The organism is Tistrella sp. (assembly GCF_002684955.1).
GTDB classification, from domain to species: Bacteria; Pseudomonadota; Alphaproteobacteria; order Tistrellales; family Tistrellaceae; genus Tistrella; species Tistrella mobilis.
Window position 1 is genome coordinate 90,279 of record NZ_NYWI01000073.1, and the last position, 18,690, is coordinate 108,968.

10 protein-coding genes and 2 tRNA genes are annotated in these 18,690 nt (G+C 67.7%); 9 read left to right on the forward strand and 3 right to left on the reverse strand.

Going from position 1 to position 18,690, the window contains the following annotated elements:
* Positions 1 to 144: 144 nt before the first annotated feature.
* The 3 genes from CMO28_RS23790 (at position 145) to CMO28_RS23800 (ending at position 2,489) form a co-directional block, all read left to right on the forward strand.
* Positions 145 to 218, forward strand: a tRNA-Cys gene (locus CMO28_RS23790).
* A 164-nt stretch (positions 219 to 382) separates the two neighbouring features.
* A tRNA-Asn gene (locus CMO28_RS23795) sits at positions 383 to 458 on the forward strand.
* 396 nt (positions 459 to 854) lie between these two features.
* The gene (locus CMO28_RS23800; protein WP_296718016.1) at positions 855 to 2,489 is read left to right on the forward strand and encodes a 3-(methylthio)propionyl-CoA ligase; all 1,635 of its coding nucleotides are present in this window, start codon (positions 855 to 857) and stop codon (positions 2,487 to 2,489) included.
* Between the two features lie 232 nt (positions 2,490 to 2,721).
* Here CMO28_RS23800 and CMO28_RS23805 read toward each other — a convergent pair whose 3' ends face one another.
* Complete coding sequence (locus tag CMO28_RS23805; RefSeq protein WP_296718018.1) at positions 2,722 to 3,015, reverse strand: SCP2 sterol-binding domain-containing protein; 294 nt, start codon at positions 3,013 to 3,015, stop codon at positions 2,722 to 2,724.
* Between the two features lie 299 nt (positions 3,016 to 3,314).
* On the opposite strand from CMO28_RS23805, the gene CMO28_RS23810 reads away from it, so the two are divergent.
* The gene (locus CMO28_RS23810; RefSeq protein ID WP_296718021.1) at positions 3,315 to 5,906 is read left to right on the forward strand and encodes a hybrid sensor histidine kinase/response regulator; all 2,592 of its coding nucleotides are present in this window, start codon (positions 3,315 to 3,317) and stop codon (positions 5,904 to 5,906) included.
* Here the strand turns inward: CMO28_RS23810 and CMO28_RS23815 are convergent, their stop codons facing one another.
* Entirely contained in the window at positions 5,907 to 6,587 is a 681-nt protein-coding gene (locus CMO28_RS23815) for a hypothetical protein (RefSeq protein ID WP_296718024.1), read from the reverse strand. It lies immediately after the preceding gene.
* A gap of 141 nt (positions 6,588 to 6,728) precedes the next feature.
* Here CMO28_RS23815 and CMO28_RS23820 point away from each other — a divergent pair, with 141 nt between their 5' ends.
* From CMO28_RS23820 to CMO28_RS23840, 5 genes are read left to right on the forward strand one after another with little or no spacing between them, the layout of a single operon-like run.
* The gene (locus tag CMO28_RS23820; RefSeq protein WP_296718026.1) at positions 6,729 to 8,417 is read left to right on the forward strand and encodes a GspE/PulE family protein; all 1,689 of its coding nucleotides are present in this window, start codon (positions 6,729 to 6,731) and stop codon (positions 8,415 to 8,417) included.
* A gap of 26 nt (positions 8,418 to 8,443) precedes the next feature.
* Complete coding sequence (locus tag CMO28_RS23825; protein ID WP_296718030.1) at positions 8,444 to 9,709, forward strand: type II secretion system F family protein; 1,266 nt, start codon at positions 8,444 to 8,446, stop codon at positions 9,707 to 9,709.
* Complete coding sequence (locus CMO28_RS23830) at positions 9,706 to 12,480, forward strand: hypothetical protein (RefSeq protein ID WP_296718033.1); 2,775 nt, start codon at positions 9,706 to 9,708, stop codon at positions 12,478 to 12,480. Before CMO28_RS23825 ends, CMO28_RS23830 begins: the two co-directional genes overlap by 4 nt.
* Complete coding sequence (locus tag CMO28_RS23835) at positions 12,477 to 14,252, forward strand: hypothetical protein (RefSeq protein ID WP_296718042.1); 1,776 nt, start codon at positions 12,477 to 12,479, stop codon at positions 14,250 to 14,252. Before CMO28_RS23830 ends, CMO28_RS23835 begins: the two co-directional genes overlap by 4 nt.
* On the forward strand, positions 14,249 to 14,959 hold the full coding sequence (locus tag CMO28_RS23840; RefSeq protein ID WP_296718045.1) for a type II secretion system protein: 711 nt from the start codon (positions 14,249 to 14,251) through the stop codon (positions 14,957 to 14,959). The genes CMO28_RS23835 and CMO28_RS23840 overlap by 4 nt, the downstream gene beginning before the upstream one ends.
* A gap of 159 nt (positions 14,960 to 15,118) precedes the next feature.
* Here CMO28_RS23840 and CMO28_RS23845 read toward each other — a convergent pair whose 3' ends face one another.
* Positions 15,119 to 18,634 (reverse strand): ATP-binding protein, encoded by a 3,516-nt coding sequence (locus CMO28_RS23845; protein WP_296718051.1) that lies wholly within the window; start codon positions 18,632 to 18,634, stop codon positions 15,119 to 15,121.
* Between the last annotated feature and the right edge of the window lie 56 nt (positions 18,635 to 18,690).

Here is an 18,690-nt window from a genome sequence, read left to right on the forward strand (position 1 = left end):
CCTGCCGACCTCTCTATAAACGCGATCCGTCACGGGACGGTCATCGACGCCAAGTCGGCGACACGGCTTGAAGACATCGCTGCCTGAAGGATCATGGATCGACAGATCACGGATCGGAACGGCAGCCCGCAGTGAAGACCCGGTGGCCGGGTAGCAAAGTGGTAATGCAGGGGACTGCAAATCCCCGATCGGCGGTTCGATCCCGCCCCCGGCCTCCAACTCTTCCATCCTGCCCCGGCAGGATGCCGGCATACCGGACACTTCCGAACAGACTTTGGAAGCCACCGAAAATAAAGCTGGACAGGCGGGCAAGGCGGTGATAAAAGCCCGGCCCACAGACGACACGGACGGGAAGCCCTACCGAAGGCCCCGGACGCACTGATCCCCGATAGCTCAGTCGGTAGAGCAGGTGGCTGTTAACCACCGGGTCGCTGGTTCGAGTCCGGCTCGGGGAGCCAATTGAAAAAGCCCTGCAGGTTCGCCTGCAGGGCTTTTTCTTGTCTGCGGCACACCGCTCAGCCTCTTGCGTTGACGAGGCCATGCCCGGGTCACCAGACGGATCACCCCACGGCACACGCGAAGATCTTCGCCTCTTCGGAACCTGCTGCGAGAAGCGCGCAAATGGCGGTTTTCTGCGGGCTTCGCCAGGGTGCAAGCCAGTTCACAAAGCGGTACCGACGCGGTAGTCTGGCCCCCGCCGGCAACCCGTACAACGACCGGCGGCCCGCTTGGGGGAGCGGTATCGTGCGGCATGGGTTGCGACGGACATTCCAGGACACGGCCGTTCAGGCGCGGCCGGCCGACGCGGCTCCGGAAGACGGAGCGGCGCCACTGCATATCCCAAGGGAGGATCCATGCGCGGCCAGATGATGGACACGCAGCTTCTGATCGCACCGCTGATCAGGAACGCCGCCAGGTTTCACGGCGACGTGGAGATCGTGTCACGGACCTGCGAAGGCCCCATCCACCGCTACACCTATGCGGATGCCTATAAGCGCGTGCAGCAGCTTGCCAATGCACTCGCCTCGCGCTTCGGCATCGCCATGGGCGACCGCGTCGGCACCCTGGCATGGAACGGCTATCGCCATTTCGAGGCTTATTTTGCGGTCTCGGGTATGGGTGCAATCCTGCACACGATCAACCCGCGCCTGTTCCTCGAGCAGATCGAGTACATCGTCAACCATGCCGAAGATCGGGTCATCCTGGTCGATCTGACCTTCGTCCCGATCATCGAAAAGCTGATCGGCAAGATCCCGTCGGTTGAAGCGGTTGTCATCCTGACCGACCGGGCCAACATGCCCGAGACCTCGATCCCCAACGCGATCTGCTATGAAGAGCTGATTGCGGATCAGGCCGACAGCTACGACTTCCCCAGCTTCGACGAAAACACCGCTTCGTCGCTGTGCTACACCTCGGGCACCACGGGCAACCCCAAGGGGGTGCTCTATTCCCACCGCTCGAACGTGCTGCATTCCTATGGCGTGTGCATGACCGACACGCTCGGCATCTCGGCGACCGATGCCGTGCTGCCGGTGGTGCCGATGTTCCATGTCAATGCCTGGGGCCTGCCCTATGCCTGCCCGATGGTCGGCGCGAAGCTGATCTTCCCCGGGCCGCGGCTGGACGGTCCCGGCCTTGCCGAACTGATCGAGATGGAGCGCCCGACCGTGCTGGCCGGCGTGCCGACCGTGTGGCTCGCCCTGCTCAACCATCTGGACGAGATCGGCCGGCGCATGGAAGGCGTGCGCATCGCCGTGGTCGGCGGTTCCGCCGCCCCTGAGTCGATGATCCGCAAGTTCCAGGAAAAGCACGGCACCTTCCTGCTCCATGCCTGGGGCATGACCGAACTCAGCCCGATCGGCACCGCCTGCACCTTCAAGGCCAAGCACCTGTCGCTGGACCAGGAGGCCAAGTACAAGCTGCAGACCAAGATCGGCAAGCCGGCCTATGGCATCGAAATGCGGATCACCGACGATGACGGCAACGAGCTGCCCCATGACGGTGTCGCCTTCGGCCATCTGAAGGTCCGCGGTCCCTGGGTGCTGAAGTCCTATTTCCGTCGCGATGACGAGAACATCCTCGACGAGGACGGCTGGTTCGACACCGGCGACATCGCGACGGTCGATCAGGACGGCTACGCCCAGATCGTCGACCGCGCCAAGGACGTCATCAAATCGGGCGGTGAGTGGATCAGCTCCATCGACCTCGAAAACGCGGCGGTCGGCCATCCCGACGTCAAGGAAGCGGCGGTCATCGGCGTTGCCCATCCGAAGTGGCAGGAACGTCCGCTGCTGCTGGTGATCCGGCGCGAAGGTGCGACGCTCGACAAGCAGGGCATGCTCGACTACCTCGAGACCAAGGTCGTGAAGTGGTGGCTGCCCGACGATGTGATTTTCGTCGAGGAGCTGCCCCATACCGCCACCGGCAAGCTGCTGAAGCTGAAACTGCGTGAGGCCTATGGCGACTGGCTGATGAAGCAGGCCGGCTGATCAGGCGGCCTCGGGCGCATGCGTGGAAAAGGCGGGATCCTTCCGGGTCCCGCCTTTTTCATCCGGACCGGTCCCTGATCGGGGCCGGTCACGAAAAAGGGGATGCAGCCACAAGGCCTGCATCCCCTTACATGCTTCCGGGGGGATCTGCCGGGCACACCCGGTGTCGACAGACGGAAGCATCGGATCGCCGGCCGCAGGCGTCGAACGACGTCCGCAGCCGACCGTATACTCAGAGAATCGACGACAGCTTCATCGCAACCGTCATGTCGCCCTCGACCTTCAGCTTACCGGTCATGAAGGCCATGGTCGCCGACAGATCGCCGGTCATCAGCCTGTCCAGGGTTTCGGCGGAACAGCGGATGGTGCAGTCGGCATCGCGATCCTCTGCCGAAACCTCGGCAGGGGTCGACCGGCCGTCGATGAAGATCGTCCCGTCCTCAAGCTCGAACTTGACGGTCGATCCAAGAGCCCCGCCCTTGGCGGCCTTCTCCTGCATGCGCCGGACCAGATCGTCGGTGCTCATGCCTTACCTCCCCATGCGGGCCGGCTCAAGCCGGCTGCTGTTTGACGTTAACGTAAACGTAAAGCCTGGCGGCGTCAAGGGCGCCCCCTCTCAGAATGCCTGTACAGCCGTTGCGGTTCCAGCTGAACGGCGATCACGTCCAGATTATGACTGTTATTCTTAATCAACTGTCGGTTTCGGAAGAAAATGCATCGTTGCAAGTACCGCGGCACATCGCGGCGGTGTAAAATGCCGACAGGCGGCACGACCGGCGACGGGCAGCGGCACGCCATGGACGTCACCCAGGGACCACCCGTCACATGTTCATGCAGCATTGGGGCCCGTTGCTGCTGCCCTTGACACAGAATCTGGGCGTGATCGCGCTTGCCGCCCTCGCCTTCGGTGCGTTCGGACAGTGTCGCCTGCAGATGAGCCGGCTGACGCGCGGCATCGTGGTCGGGCTGATCTTCGCGGTCTCGGCCCTGATTTCGATGGCGATCCCTGTGGAGATCGCCCCCGACATCGCTTTCGACGGCAGGGCCGTTCTGGTTCTGTTGTCCGCTCCGTTCGGCGGCCCGGTCGCAACGCTGGTGGTGGGTGCCACGACGGTTGCATCCCGGCTGCTGCAGGGCGGGCCGATCGCGATCCCCACGGCCCTGTCGCTGGTGGTGGTCAGCCTGATGTCGGTGGGCTGGTGGGCGCTGCGGCGCAAGACCGGCATCCGGATGTCCGATCTGTTTATTGCCGGTGCCGTGGTCGGTGTGCCGGCCATGGTGCTGATCGCAGCCATCCACGGCCTGGTTCATGACGGTCGTCTGTTGAGGCAGTTCGGCCCCCTTCTCGTCCTCAGCGGGATCATTGCCACCGTGGTTCTGGGAGGGCTTCTGATGGTCGAACGGCGGCGCCTGACCGCCGAACGGGCGCTGGCGTCGGAACGACGGCGCTTTCAGGCCATCGCCGATAACGTACCGGGGGCAATCCTGCAGATCCGCCTGGATCCGGGCGGAGATATTGCGGTGCTCTATGCCGGGGCCGGCATCCGCAATCTGACCGGCGGCCTCTCCCCCGATCTGATCTGTTCCGATCCGCGCCAGCTGGATGAAATGGCACGGCGCGACGATCAGCGCCTGTTGCCCGCGATCCGGGCCGCGATCCGCGGCGATACGCCGCCCGGCTTCGGCCTGCCGTTTCACGGCCGTGACGGCGTGACGCGCTGGGTGCTGCTCTATGCCACCACACCGCGCCCCATGGCCGACGGCCGGCTGATCGCCGATGTGCTGGCGATCGACGGCACCGGACTGCATCGTATTGAACAGGATCTGCGGACCGCACGCGCCTCGGCCGAGCGCGCCAACGCGGCCAAATCGATGTTCCTGGCCAATATGAGCCACGAACTGCGCACGCCCATGACCGGGGTACTGGGTATGCTCGATCTGCTGGCCGCCACCGATCTGGATGGCCGGCAGCGGCGGTGGGTGACGGCGATGCGCCGGTCGGCCGAAGGGCTGATGACGCTGCTCAACGATATTCTGGATCTCTCGAAGGTAGAGGCGGGGCGCCTGGTCCTGCACGAGGAACCGGTCGTGATCGGCCGGCTGCTGGATGATGTCGTCGGGCTGTTCGAAGGCCGGGCGTCGCAGAAGGGGATCAATCTGTCGATCCGCCGCGGCGCCGCTGTTCCCGAGACGGTGCTGGCCGACCCGATGCGCCTGCGGCAGGTGTTGATGAATCTGGTCGGCAATGCCATCAAGTTCACCGAGACCGGCTTCGTCGAGATCCGCGTCGACGTCAAGGGCGAGGGTGATCCCCCCTCTTTTCTGTCCATTGCGGTCGCCGATACCGGCATCGGCATTGCGGCAGATGCGCTGGATGCGATTTTCCAACCCTTCGTTCAGGCGACGGATCGCTCTGACGCCATCACCGCCCCGAATAATGCGACACCGCCGTCGGGAACCGGTCTGGGACTGGCCATCTCGCGTCGGCTGACCACGGCGATGGGCGGTGAACTCACCGTCGACAGCCTGCCCGGCGTCGGGTCCGTCTTCACGATCATGCTCCCCTGCCGGACCCGGAGCGGACATGCCGCTGGCCGGGAGCGCGATCCGGACGGCCCCGCCCGATCGGCAGACAGGCACAACGCCGGCACGCTGATGGCCGTGCCCGCGTTCAAGGGTCGCAGGCTCCTGATTGCCGAGGACAACCCGGTCAATCGGGAACTCCTGAACGAGGCCCTGCGACGCATGGGCTTCGAGGTGGCGGTGGCAGAGGATGGCGCGGCGGCGGTCGAGATGTCGGCCGGAACCGCCTTCGATGCGATCGTCATGGACATGCAGATGCCGCGGATGGACGGCGTCACGGCCACCCGCCGGATCCGCGCACGGCCGGGAGAAGATGGCAAGGTGCCGATCCTGGCGCTCTCCGCCGACGCGATGCCGGAAAACCGCTCGCGCTATCTGGACGCAGGAATCAATGCCTTTGTGGCAAAGCCGGTGAACTGGGGCGAACTGCGCGACACCCTGGCTGGCCTGCTCGATGAGGGACGGCCGCCCTCCGGGCCGGCTACGCTAGACGAGCCATCAGACGACGTCGACAGGACCGCCCCGGTGCTCGACCCGGTGCGGCGCGACGAGATCGAAAAGGCCCTCGGCGCTGAACGGACACGCGCCCTTTACGGCATGTTCGCCGAAAGTGCGGCCAGCACCCATGAACAGATCGCCGCAGCCGCCACGACGGGGGATGCGGATGCATGGCGCAGTGCCCTGCATGCCCTGAAGGGGCTGGCGGCCAATTACGGCTATCACCGTCTGGCCGCCGCCTGTGCGTCGCTGGAGGTGGGTGCCCCGGACACGGCCGCGGCATCCCGGCTGGAAGCCGAGGTCACGGCCGCACGGGCAACCGTGGCGGCCGGCTGATCATCCCCCCTGCCCCGACCCGACGGCCGCGACGGGGCAATGGATGTCATGCATGCTTGTGAATGCAGGCTCCGCATATGCCAGAATGCGATCGTCGAACCTGTCGGGACCTGAGGCGACGATCGGCACGGTTGCGAAAATCGCATCGTCATCGGCATTTTCGATCTCGGCGTCCGACGCGGCACCCGGTGCCCGTCCGCCCCCGGCCAGCCAGGCGCCACCACCCGGCCCATGTGCCACAAGCAGCAAAACGGGATGGTGTGGGGTGGCCCCGTCCAGCGTCAGCGCATCGAAGCCGTCGGCCCGGCCACACCAGTCCGTCAGATCCGCCGTCTGTGTTGCACGCGCATCCACGGCATAGGTGAATGGCTGCGACCAGCCGTCCTGAACGGCTGCCGTCGGCAGCCCGAGACTCGCGGTCGGCACCCGGCCGATTGCGGCACCGCTGCAGGCAGTCTCCGCCACGCCGTCCATGCCGCCTGCAGGGCATGGCAGGCGACCATTCCGGGCCAGCTCGGCCGCCAGAACGGCCATGACCGCCGTCATTCGTCGATCGGTCGCCGCCCCTCGTGCCGAGACAGTCTCCGCCCGCAGGAGCGGCAGAAGGCTGCCAAGAAGCAGGGCAAGCACGAACACAGCGACGGCAATTTCCACCAAGACGAAACCGTCTTCGGTATTCACGCGTCTCAGGCGATTCAGACTCGACAAATCGTGACCCCTTGCGTATGCAATCTTTAAACGAGATGTAGTTGGCAATAATGCATCTTGAACGATCCAGATCCACATCTTTTGGTTTAATTGTATAGGTAGTGGATTTTCATTATGAACATGATCAGCGGTAGCAAGTCGGAGACTGGTGGACGAGATCTGGCCGATGCGTTGATGGCGCGTGGCCTGCTGACCGCGGATGCCGCCCGGCTGGTCCGGCGCGAGGCAGAGCGGCTTCCCGGAGGATCACTGCTGCGTGCGATCGAACATATGGGGCTGGTCGACGAGGCCGATCTCGTGGCGGTGCTGGCTGCGGAATCGGGCCTGGCCGCCTGGCCCGGTCATCCGGTGCCGGCGGATCCGGCCGGGTTGTCGGCCGAGCTTCTGGTCACCGCCGGTGCCGTTCCGCTGGGGGTCGAACGGGGCGAACTGCTGCTTGCGATGATCGATCCCGACGATCTCACGGCAGCGGAAACCATTCGCCGCCGGCTCGGCCATGCGGGGCAGTTGCGGCGCATGGTTATCGGGCGAACCGCCTTCGCCCGCCTGATCGGCCGGTTGCATCGCAATGATCCGATGATCGACGCCATGATTGCGGCGGCGGCCGGCAGCGGCGTCACCCCCGGCCTGACGATCGCGGCCGAGCACATGCCCGAAGACCCGTTCCGCGACCGGCCGTCCGCCGATGCCGAAGAAAGCGCGGTGACACGCCTTGCCGATATGCTGATCGCCGCCGCCGTCCGGGCCGGCGCGTCCGATCTGCATCTCGATCCGGCGCCGGGACATCTGGGCATTCGCCTGCGGATCGACGGCGTGCTGACCCCGTTCCGCCTGCTGGATGCCGCCATCGCCTCAGGGCTCGTCACCCGTTTCAAGGTGATGGCGGGGCTGGATGCGGTCCTCACCCTGCGTCCCCAGGACGGACGGATCACCAGCAAAATCGACGGCCTGGCGGTGGAGATCCGCATCGCGACCCATCCCACCGTACACGGAGAGGCCGTGGTTCTCAGGCTGCTGGATGCCGACCGCCGGTTGCGCCAGCTCGAAGGTCTGGGCCTCACGTCGCGCATCGTCGAGGGGCTGCGCCATATTGCCCGCCGGCCCGACGGGATCGTGGTGGTCGCGGGCCCCACCGGCAGCGGCAAGAGCACGACCCTGCGCGCCTTGACCGGCCTGATAGACCGCCGACGGCTTGCGGTCGCGACGCTGGAGGATCCGGTGGAATATCCCCTGGACGGCATTCGCCAGACCGACCTGTCGCGTCTGCCGGAGTTGAGCTTCGCCGACGGCATCCGGTCGCTGATGCGCCAGGATCCCGACGTGCTGCTGATCGGTGAAATGCGCGACGAGACCACCGCCGCCATGGCCTATCGTGCCGCCGTCACCGGCCATCGGGTATACACCACGCTGCATGCGGGCGATGCCCTGGGCACCATCGATCGGCTGCGCGATCTGGGGCTTGCGCCACGCCGGCTGGCGGGTGTTCTGGCGGCCATCCTGGTCCAGCGGCTGGTACGGCGGCTTTGCCCGGACTGCTCACCCGGGCCGGGAATCGTCGGCAGCGGCTGTCCGGCCTGTGGTTTCACCGGTTTTCGTGGCCGGATACCGGTTGCCGAACTGCTGATCCCCGACGACGCCTTCGAAGACCTGCTTGCCGGGGATGCGGCACGCCCGCACCTGGCCGCACATCTCAGCCGATGCGGTCATCACAGCCTGCTGGCCGACGCCCGCGAGATCGAGCGGCGCGGCCTCAGCACCCGTGATGAAATAGAGGCGGTGGTGGGACCGTTGGACCGGCCATGATCAACCGCTCCGATTCCGCCCGGCCCATGATGCAACTCCCGACAGCGGACCCGCGGGACACCGTCCTGCGTCGCTGGCGGTTCCGCGCGGTCGACGCCGACGGCAACCTGTTCCATGGCCGCATTCTGGCCGATGATGTCGACACGGCCCTTGGCCAACTGGAGGCGCGCGGGCTCGATCCGCTCTCGATCCGTCCCGTTCGGGAGGGACTGGCCCGGTTCTGGCAAAAACTTGCCCGTTCCGGCAGCCTGGTGGCCGGCCCGGCCGAACGTCATGCAGCACTTGCCGAAGCCTGGTCTGCCGTCGGCCTTCACCTGGCAGCCGCACGTGACCTGCCGGCCGCGCTGGATGCCGCGGCGCAGGGCGGCATTTCCCGCACGGCTGCACGGGGCTTCGGCGGCATGGCTGCAGCCACCCGCGCCGGGCAGAGCCCCGCCGAGGCCGCGACCGAAGCCGGACGGGATCTCGGGCCCGTGGCCGCGGCGGTCTTTGCGGTCGCCGCGCGCACCGGACGGCTGGCGCCGGCGATCGACGATCTTGCCCATCATCACGAGACCGAAGCCGCCATTCACGCCCGGATCATCCGGGCGCTGCGTTATCCGATCGTGCTGGCCGTCACCACCTTCGCCTCTCTTGTCGCTCTCATCGGCGGTGCGCTGCCTGAACTTGCCGGGCTGATGGCCGAGCTCGGCGTTGCAGGCGACGACCCGACGCTGCAGCTGGCAATCGCCGTGGGTGACGCTCCGGGCCTGGCCATCGGGGTCATCATCGGCCTGCCCGCAACACTGGTGGCCGGGCTGCTGATCGTCCGCCGGCATCCGGCCGTCGCCCGACTGCTCGACCGCTGGACACCGATCGTCCGGCTGCGCCATCAGCTGGCGGCGGCACGCAGCCTGCGCGCCCTGATCCTGGCCGCCGAGGCCGGTGCGCCCGTCACCGAGGCGCTGGAACTGGCGGCGATCGGCGCCGCAGATCCCGAACTTGCCCGGCAGCTCGGCAATGTCCGCCGCCTGATCATTCGCGGGGTTCCGCCGGCAGAGGCCTTCACACTGCTCGAACCCTGGCCTGCCGTCGCCCAGGCACCGCTGGTTGCGGGTGCGGCAGCCGGTCGACTGCCCGACGCCGCCCGCAGCGCCTCCCGGGCGCTGGACCGCAGCATCGAACGCTCGGTCGATCGACTGACCGCCCTGCTGGAACCGGCCCTGGTCATGTTTCTGGCACTGGTCGTCGCCGGCATCGGCCGGCTGGTGCTTGGTGCGCTGTATTCCGGGCTGGCGGAGGTGGGCGGATGAGACTGCGCCTGCCCTCTCCGCCCCGCCGGGTTCTGCTGCTCGACCGTGACCGCCGGCTCTGGCTGGCGACGCGGGGCCCGAACGATGTCACCCTCCGCCCGGGCCCGGACACGCCGGCCGCCTGGCGCGCCCTGACCGCAACGGGGCGCCGCGAGGGGCTCCGCCGTACGCTGCCGTTGATCGTTGAAGACGACCGGCCACGGGTCGCAACCATTGCCCTGCCCCGGCTGGGACAACGGATCCGCCGGCAGATCGAAACCCGCCGCATCATTGCCGCTGCAGGCGAACTCGGTCTTGATCGCGGCTTCGTCGCCATCCGCCCCCTGCCGCCCGGCGGCGGAGCGGGCGGTGGCGGCATGGGCGGTGGCGCGACGGCCATCGACCCGTCCCGCCGGCCGGACAGGCTGGCACTCGCCTTCGTCCCCGCCTCGGCAGAAGTTGAGGCCTGCACCAGGTCGGCGGCGATTGCCGGGCTGCATCTCCGGCCGCTGCCGCCGGTAATGACGGCCGGAATGGCCCTGGCAAAAAGTCACCACGCGCAGTGGCTGGCCCTGCACGTACCGGTGCCGTCCGATCAGCCGTCCGGCGACGCGATCGATCAGATCCTTTGCGAAGCCGGTCTGCCGGTCTTCTCCAGCCGCCGCCCGCTTTCAGGCCTCACCCCCGCCGAAGCCGCCATGGACGGGAGCCGGGCAGTCCGTCGCCACCTGCATCGGCATCACACCACCCCCGATCTGATCACGCTGCTGATCGACGACCATGCGCCGCTGGTCACCCCATCCCCTGACGGGGAGGAGACAGAGCTGCGCCATCATCGGCCGCCGGTCGTCGCCATGCCAGTCGCCGCGATCTCCGGCCCCACAAGCCCGGACAGAGGTCGTCAGCCGGGGCCGCTCACCCGTCTCGCCCTCGCAGCCCTGCTTGACGAGGCCCCGCCGCTGCGTATCCGGACCTTCGGGCCGATATCTGCCTCCGGCACGGTCGCTGCCCGGCCCTGGCGTGATCAGCCGATCCGCAGCCGGAGTCTGGCCGGGCTGGCGGCCGCAAGTCTGCTGTTTGCCGCCCTGATCCTGCCCGGCCTGCAGGCTGCCGGCCTGGTGGACGAGGCGATGGTTGCTGCCCAGCGCGACCTTATGCTCGCCACGGAGTTCGATCTGCGCACGGCAGCGGCGGGCGGCACCGATCCTGGACGTCTGGCCGGGGGCGTGCGCGTTGCCTCTGCACTGGGTGGGCTTGCCGCCATGGAACAGGCGGCATCGGTGGACCTGCTCTGCGTGCTCGACCGCCTGGCGGTGCTCAGGCCCGAAGGCCTGGCCATCACGGGGCTGGATCATCGACGCGACGGGACCGGCCCGGAGGCCGGCCGCTTGACGCTCGAGATCGAGATCACCCGCAACGATGCCGCGGCGGCCGACGCCCTGCGACAGCGTTTTGCCGAGACCGTCGCGGCCGCCGGGCTGGGCATGACCACGGTTGCCGACCCGCCACCCGGCCCGGGCGCCCGCCCGCCCCTGATCCGCCAGGCTCCGGCACTCAGTGGCGGTGGCGACACGGGCCCTGCCGGGGACACGGGCCCTGCCGGGGACACGGCCCCCGAAGGTGGCCCGTTCCGCGGCCGGCTGATCCTGACCCCCCTTCCGGCCGATGCCGGCAGATCCGGTACGGCCTGCAGGCCGCGGCTTTCCGCCCGACGCTTCCGACGGCATGCCGTCCGGCGCCAGCCCGCGGCCATGGACAAAGATCCCGCTGGCCGCCTGGCCGTGCGCGCGCCCCGGCTGGCGGCTCTGGCCCTGGGCTGCCTGGCCGTGATCGCCGCAGATCTGACGATGGCACTGGAGGTGGAACGGGTACGGGCGCATGCCGAAGATCTGGCCCGGACCGCCGAGGCGGCACGGGGGCGTTTCCGGCAGGCCGAAGCCGCGGCCTGGCGGTTGGATCAGGGAGTGGCGCGGCTTGTCGCGGATCCGCGGCCACTCTTCGCACCGCCGGCGCCGGCCCCGTTGCTCCGGCAGTTGAACGATCTGGCCATGGCGGCCGGCATCGGAACCGTCAGCCTGTCGCTTTCCGACGCCCCGGCCGAAGCGGTGGCACCCCGGCCGGCGGATCGTCGGCTGCCGCACCCGCCCGCAGCAGAGGCTCTGCCCCGGCTCAGGCCGGTTCTGGTCACCGCCGAATTGACGGCCTCCTCGGATGCCGAAATCCGTGCCGGGCTTGCGGCCATGCGGGCCGCCCTGCCGGGCCGCGCCGTGATCGACCGTCTGGAACTGGCCGATCGCCCGGATGAAGGCAGGGCGCATGCCCGCGCCGTTCTGCGTTTCGCCACCATCGATCCGGCCAGCCTGCCCTCCCTGCCCGACGGCCAGGCCATGGATCCACTGACCCCTCTCCTTACCCGCCGCGACCTTGCGGCGCCCGCCATCCCGCCGGACCCGCCTGGAACCGTTGTCGCCCTTGCCCTGGAGCCGTCGGAACACCGCCGCCGCCTGAGCAGCCCGGACCGACCGACTGCGGCTGAGCCGCCTGCGGTCGCACGCCGCATCAAGCTCGACGGCATTGCCCACGGACCGGGGTCGGACTGGCGGGTCTGGATCAACGGCCGGCGGATTGCAATGGCAGGGCCGGCCCGTCCCGGCGAGCCCGTGGTCGATACGGTCGGCCGGGACACCGTCAGCATCCGCCTGGCGGAAGGCAGGAGTGCGGTCCTTCTTGCCCTGGGGCGGGAGATCTGTCTCGGCATCGACGGCATCCTCCCTGACGAGGTCTGTCCATGACCGCCACCCGGCCCTTTCTGCTCGTCCTCGTTCTCCTCGCTCTCACCGCCTGTGGCACAGCCGATCCGCGCGACCGGGCGCTGGGTCTGGAGCGCCGCGACTATCGGGCGATCGGAGGCGTGCCTGCAGCGACACCACCGCCGGATACAAGGCCGGCTCCGCAGCCGATACCGCCACAACTGCCCCCGCTGGAGGGGGATGGCGAGCTGGATGATCCGGCGCCCGGTCCGGAAGCCCGGGCCATTCTGTCCCGCCCGGTCGACATCCGGGTCGCCGGCCAGATCCCGATTGTCGAGGTGGTGGAAGATCTGGCCCATCAGGCGGGTGTAGGCGTGGTGGTCGATCCGACCCTTGCCGGCATGGTCCGGGTCAGCCTCTCGGGCGTGCCGCTTGGCAAGGCGCTGGCGGCGATCGGCCGTCAGGTGAATTTCGTCTACCGGATCGAAGGCGGCGTGCTTCTGGTCGAACGCGACCGGCCGGTGGTCCGCATCTACCGCATCGATCAGCCGGACGTGGTTCGGCGGGTGGATGGCGGTGTCGCGGCCTCATCGGAACTCGACACCGTCGGCACCGGCAGTGGCGGCACGGCCGACCGCAACGGCTCGTCCATCGCCATCCGCAATCACACGGACGGCGCCTTCTGGAACGATGCCATACGCACACTGGCGGCCGCCCTTGGTATTCCCGGCGATGATGCCGCCCAGGTCGCCGATCCGGCGGATGACCGCCGGCCCCGTTTGAGCGTCAACCCACGCACCGGCGTAATCGCCGTCTATGGCGACCGCCACGCCCAGGACATCGTCCGCCGGGTCATCGCCGGCCTGCGCCGGACCACCGGACGGCAGGTTCTGATCGAGGCCCGTGTCGTGGAGGTCGCACTCGACGAAGGCTACGAGGCCGGAATCGACTGGTCCGCGATCCTGTCGGGAGACGTCGCCATCGCCGGCCGGTTCGGCGCCCCGGCCGCGCGGATCGCAAACGGGGTCGACGATGTCCTGGGCATCCGGGTGAGCGGATCCGACATCGACGCCCTGGTCGGGCTGGCCGCGCGCTTCGGTGCGGTGCGCACGCTCTCCAGCCCACGCCTCACCGTGCTCAACAACCAGACGGCGCTGCTCAAGGTCGCCGAGAACGCGGTCTACTTCACCCTGGACGTCGAGCGTGAGACCGATGACGACACCGGCGACGTGACCCTGACGGTCAATTCGAAGCTGAACACCGTGCCCATCGGGCTGGTGCTGAGCGTGCAGCCGGCAATCGCGGCCGACGAGCGCTCGGTGGTCATGACCGTCCGGCCGACCATCACCCGCATCGCCCGGGAGGTCGCCGATCCGGGCGTCGCCATCGCCTCTCAGAACCAGGTGGAAAGCCTGGTGCCGGTGGTGGAGGTCCGCGAGCTGGACTCGGTTCTGCGCATCCGGTCGGGCGAGATCATGATCATGGGCGGGCTTATGGAAGAGCGCGCGCGCTTCGACGAAAGCGGCGCCCCGGTGCTGAAGGATCTGCCCTGGGTGGGGCGGCTGTTCCGCGCCGATACCGATGCCAGCCATACGGTGGAACTGGTGGTCTTCCTGCGCGCCACGATTCTGCCCGACGACACCGGCGGCACGATCGCCCCCGCCGATATCGACCTGTATCGCGGCTTCACCACCGATCCGCGGCCCCTGCCCTTTCCTGCACCTTCCCCCTCCCCTGCAATCACACCGCCATCCACCAGACCGGTCCCGACACCCGGCCGGTCCATCCCGGAAAGTGAAAGCACACCACAATGACGAGCATCAGAACCCGTTCCGCAGCCGGCCATCCCGATCCGAGCCATCCCGCCGCCGGGCCCGGCATAACCGAAGACGATCGCGGCTTCACCCTGGTGGAGGTGGCCATTGCGCTTGTGGTGATCGCCCTGCTGGTGGGCACCGTTCTGCAGGCCCAGGGCATGGTCGGGAACAGTCGTGTTCAGGCCTTCGTATCGGAGGTCGGTGCCATCCGCACCGCCTTCAGTCAGTTTCAGGAACGCTATGGCGCCCTGCCCGGGGACTATCAAGATGGCCCGATTCTGGCCATGGATGCGGAAAGAGGAAACGGTGACGGCACATTGTCAGGCAGTGGCGCCGATCAGGAGAGCCTCGAGGCCTGGCGCCATCTGACCGCCGCTCAGTTCCTGACCAATCTCAAGATGTCGCCAGGCGGCACATCGGCGCCGTCCACGCCTCTGGGCGGGCAATACCAGCTGGTCTCGGCGACGGTTGGGGCAACGAGCGGGGTGTGGCTCAGAATCGGCAGCATGACCACCGGCTCAACCACCGGTAATTCCACGCCCCTGCTGACCGTCGATCAGGCACATCGGCTGGATGTGGAACTGGATGACGGACTGCCGGGTACCGGATCGGTGGTCACCAGCACGGCCGCCTGTCAGGTGACCGGCAGCAATATCTACAATCTGGCCGCAACCGATACCTGCCTCGTTCAGGTGCTGATGTAGTGAGATCGGCCCGGTTCTGTCCGCCGGTGACGGCATTGGCGCGTGTGGCGGTATTGGGTACGGCCCTTTCGGCTCTGGCCCTGCCGCCACCACCACCGGGGGATCCCCTGCCGCCAGAGCCGGGACCGCCTGTCCTGCAGGGCCTGGTCCCGCGCGTGATCACCCCGGTGCAGGATGCCGGCCCGGGGCGCCCATCAACCAGAGCCCGCCGCGTCCGACCACCCGCGCCGCAGGCAGATGAACCGTGACGGTGGTTCCCTGGCCAGGCCGGCTGTCAAGCAGCAGCCGGCCACCATGCAACTCCACGATCGCCTTGGACAGGGGAAGGCCGAGCCCAGTGCCTTCAAAACGACGGCTCAAGGCACTCTCGATCTGACCGAAGGGGGTCAACACCTTGGGCAGATCCTCAGGGGCTATGCCGATGCCGGTGTCGGTCACGGTGATGTCCATGCCGCCGTCCCTGCCCGGCACCGCCGCCAGGGTCACCCGGCCTCCCGGCTCGGTAAATTTCACCGCATTGGAAAGAAGGTTCAGCAGCACCTGTTTCATGCGCCGCTCATCCACCAGAACCGGCGGCAGGCCGGGCGGCAGCTCGGTCTCCAGGGTGATGCCGCCGGCATCGGCACGCGCCTGAACCATCCCCCGGGCACGCGATGCCATTGCCCGCAGATCGACCGGCCGCTCGTCGAGATCCAGGCGCCCCGCTTCGATCTTCGACATGTCGAGGATGTCGCTGATCACCGCGAGCAAATGGCCGCCACTCTCGGTGATATCGTGGGCATATTCCAGATAGCGGGGGTTGCCGACCGGCCCCAGCGTCTCAAGCGCGATCATTTCGGAAAAGCCGATCACCGCATTCAGCGGGGTGCGCAGCTCGTGGCTCATATTGGCCAGGAACTCGCTTTTCGCGCGATTGGCCAGCTCGGCCGTCTCCTTGGCCTCCATCAGGGCTGCCTCGGCGCGCCTGCGTTCTGCCCCTACCAGGGCGAGGGCAATCAGATCGGCCAGGGAGCCCACGAAATTGACCTCGTCCTGCGCCCAATGCCGGGGGGAGCCGAAATGCTCGCAGCACAGGATGCCGACCACCCGGCCGTCGACCCGGACGGTCGCATCCATCAGCGCGCCCAGGCTGTCGCCATAGCGCGGCAGTGTCATCACCTCGGTCATTGCCGGATGGAAACGGGCATCCCCCACCACCAGCACGCGTTCAGGCAGCAATGCCTCAAAATAGCGCGGCATGCCGGCCACCGAGATATGCTGTCCGTCGGTCGGCAGATGACTGCCGGCCCGCGCATCGAAATGATCGATGCACATGAAATCGGTCGGATCCGGAGCGTGCGTACCCGCCCGGGCCTGCATCGTATCCGCCAGCCAGACGGAAACCCGGCCGACATCGATGATCTCCGCCGCCGTTTCACTCACCACCCGGATGACGCTGGCGGGGTCGCCGGTAAACAGGCCGCCACCATGGGCGATCGCGGCGATAGCCCCGTTCTGGCGGCGCAGGCGGGTCTCGCGACTCCGCAGCGCATCCTCGGCCATGCGCCGATCGGTGATGTCGTGCACCACCACCAGCAGGGATGCCGCACCGCCATAGCGCAGGGCACAGGCGCTGAGCAGGCCCCAGAAGGCACGATCTCCGGCCCGGATCATGGGGGCTTCGACCCGCTCCGCCGCGGCCCGGCCGGTCAACTCGGCCATGATCAGCGCCGCCGCCCCCGGGTCTGCGAACAGCCGGTCGAAGATCAACCCGCCTTCGGTCTGGCCGCCGACCAGATCGTCCAGTCCGAAGGCGTCTACCGCCGCACGGTTGGCGAAGAGCAGGCGCCGGCCCTCCTGCATCACGATCAGCATCGGCAGCGGCGCCGCCTCGGCAATTGCCCGGAACCGCTCCTCGCTTTCAGCCAGGGCGCGTTCACGCCGGCGAACATCGGTCGCGTCGCGGGCGACGACCACCAGCCCGCCATCGGCCGTGGCGCGCTCGCTCAACTCCAGCAGGCGACCATCGGCCATGTGGACGTCGATCAGCGCATCGCTGCGGTGATGGACGATGTCGCCGTAACGGCGCATCGCCGCCTCGACCGAAAACCGGCTGTCGCCGCCATAGGCGCCGCGATCGACCGCGGCGCGCACCAGATCCTCGAGCAGGGTGCCGGGCACCAGAAGATCCGCAACCACCTGAAACAGATCGACCATGCGGCGGTTCACGATCACCAGCCTGAGATCGCGATCATAGATCGCGATGCCCTCGCGCGTGCTGTCCAGCGCATCCAGCATCAGGCGATGTGCAGCCCAGGCCCGGGCTTCCGCCTCCATGCGATCGGTGATGTCGGTCGAGACACCGCGATGGCCGATCACCCGACCGCGCGCATCCAGGATCGGCCGCCCCGCTTCTTCGATCACCCGGCGACGCCCATGGGCATCCAGCAATTCATAGCGCAGACCGTCGAAGGCGACACCGGCCGCCATCTCGTCCAGGTGCCGTCGCCAGCGCCGCTCTTCGGCGCGCCGCCAGGCCATGGCCGGCAAATCGGCGCGACGGGTGCCGATCAGCCGGTCGGCCGGAATCCCCAGTCGATCCACGATCCGGCGGGAGACGTAGATGAACCGGCCATCGGCATCGGTTTCCCAGATCCAGTCGCTGGCGATGCCGGCGACATCACGAAAGCGCTGTTCCTGCTCGCTGAGCCGGCGGTTGCGGTCTGCAAGCAGCCGCGCATTATGCGTCAGGCTCCCCACGGCCAGACGCGCCCGGGCGGCCGCACTCCAGACCAGCGCCGACATCAGCAGAAGCGCGATGACGACCAGCGGCAATGTGCTCTCCAGAAGGGCCCGACCGGGTTGGTCGGGCCTCCAGGTGAACCAGGCGACGGGGGCGCCATCCGGACCGTCCAGCGCCAGGGCGGCGTCATCCTGCGGCATCGTCAGGGCCAGGGTCACGTCGGGCAGTCCGCCGATCATGTCATGGCCCAGAAAATACCGGTCCAGACGCTGAAAGATGACCAGTGCCTGACCGGGGCCGTCTGTCGCCGGAACGGTGCCGTCGGTCACGAAAGGCGCAATGCGGGCCGCCGCCGCAAAGACGATACCATCACCGATTCTGAACGTCCGTCTGACAGGCTGCGGTTCCTGCCTGCCTGTCGCCAGGGCGGCTTCAACCAAGGGTGCCAGCATCGACGGAAGGGTATCGATCTCGTCTGCCGAGAATCCCTCACCGGCAGAAAGATAGACCGGTGGTCCTGAGGTTCCCATCACCAGACTGCCGTCTACGGCAAAGGTCCGGCGCAGATAGGCCCCGAAATTATCGTCGAGCCAGGCGTCGTCAAGGGGAGGGGTCGTTGCGGCGACGGCCTCGTCCCACCAGGCATAATCGACCACGGTCCGGTCCAGCGTCGACATGCGGGCGTTCAGCAGATCGCGGATCAGGCGCTGCTGCTGGTTCAGCGCCGTCTGGTCCTGTACGCCGGCTGCGGTCACGACGATGGCGCCTACAAGCACCAGCCCGATGGCCATCACCCCCAGGATCGGCCGGATCAGCCGGCCGAAGCTGACATCGGGCGGCGTGGCCGCAGAAGAAGACGGCGATGCCGAGGCCCCGCCGTTATCATGATCTGCATCCCCGGCCGCCACCGTCGGTGCGGATGGAGTCTTGTCCCGATGCCTGCCGATGCGCACCTGCGCGATGCCCTCTCGCCATCGGAGCCACGGGGCCCCTGCCGTCCTCGCCCACT

Coding starts and splice junctions, on each gene's coding strand:
- CMO28_RS23835 (WP_296718042.1), top strand. CDS start 12,477: ATGACCGCCACCCGGCCCTTTCTGCTCGTCCTCGTTCTCCTCGCTCTC.
- CMO28_RS23800 (WP_296718016.1), top strand. CDS start 855: ATGCGCGGCCAGATGATGGACACGCAGCTTCTGATCGCACCGCTGATC.
- CMO28_RS23820 (WP_296718026.1), top strand. CDS start 6,729: ATGAACATGATCAGCGGTAGCAAGTCGGAGACTGGTGGACGAGATCTG.
- CMO28_RS23840 (WP_296718045.1), top strand. CDS start 14,249: ATGACGAGCATCAGAACCCGTTCCGCAGCCGGCCATCCCGATCCGAGC.
- CMO28_RS23825 (WP_296718030.1), top strand. CDS start 8,444: ATGATGCAACTCCCGACAGCGGACCCGCGGGACACCGTCCTGCGTCGC.
- CMO28_RS23810 (WP_296718021.1), top strand. CDS start 3,315: ATGTTCATGCAGCATTGGGGCCCGTTGCTGCTGCCCTTGACACAGAAT.
- CMO28_RS23830 (WP_296718033.1), top strand. CDS start 9,706: ATGAGACTGCGCCTGCCCTCTCCGCCCCGCCGGGTTCTGCTGCTCGAC.
- CMO28_RS23805 (WP_296718018.1), bottom strand. CDS start 3,015: ATGAGCACCGACGATCTGGTCCGGCGCATGCAGGAGAAGGCCGCCAAG.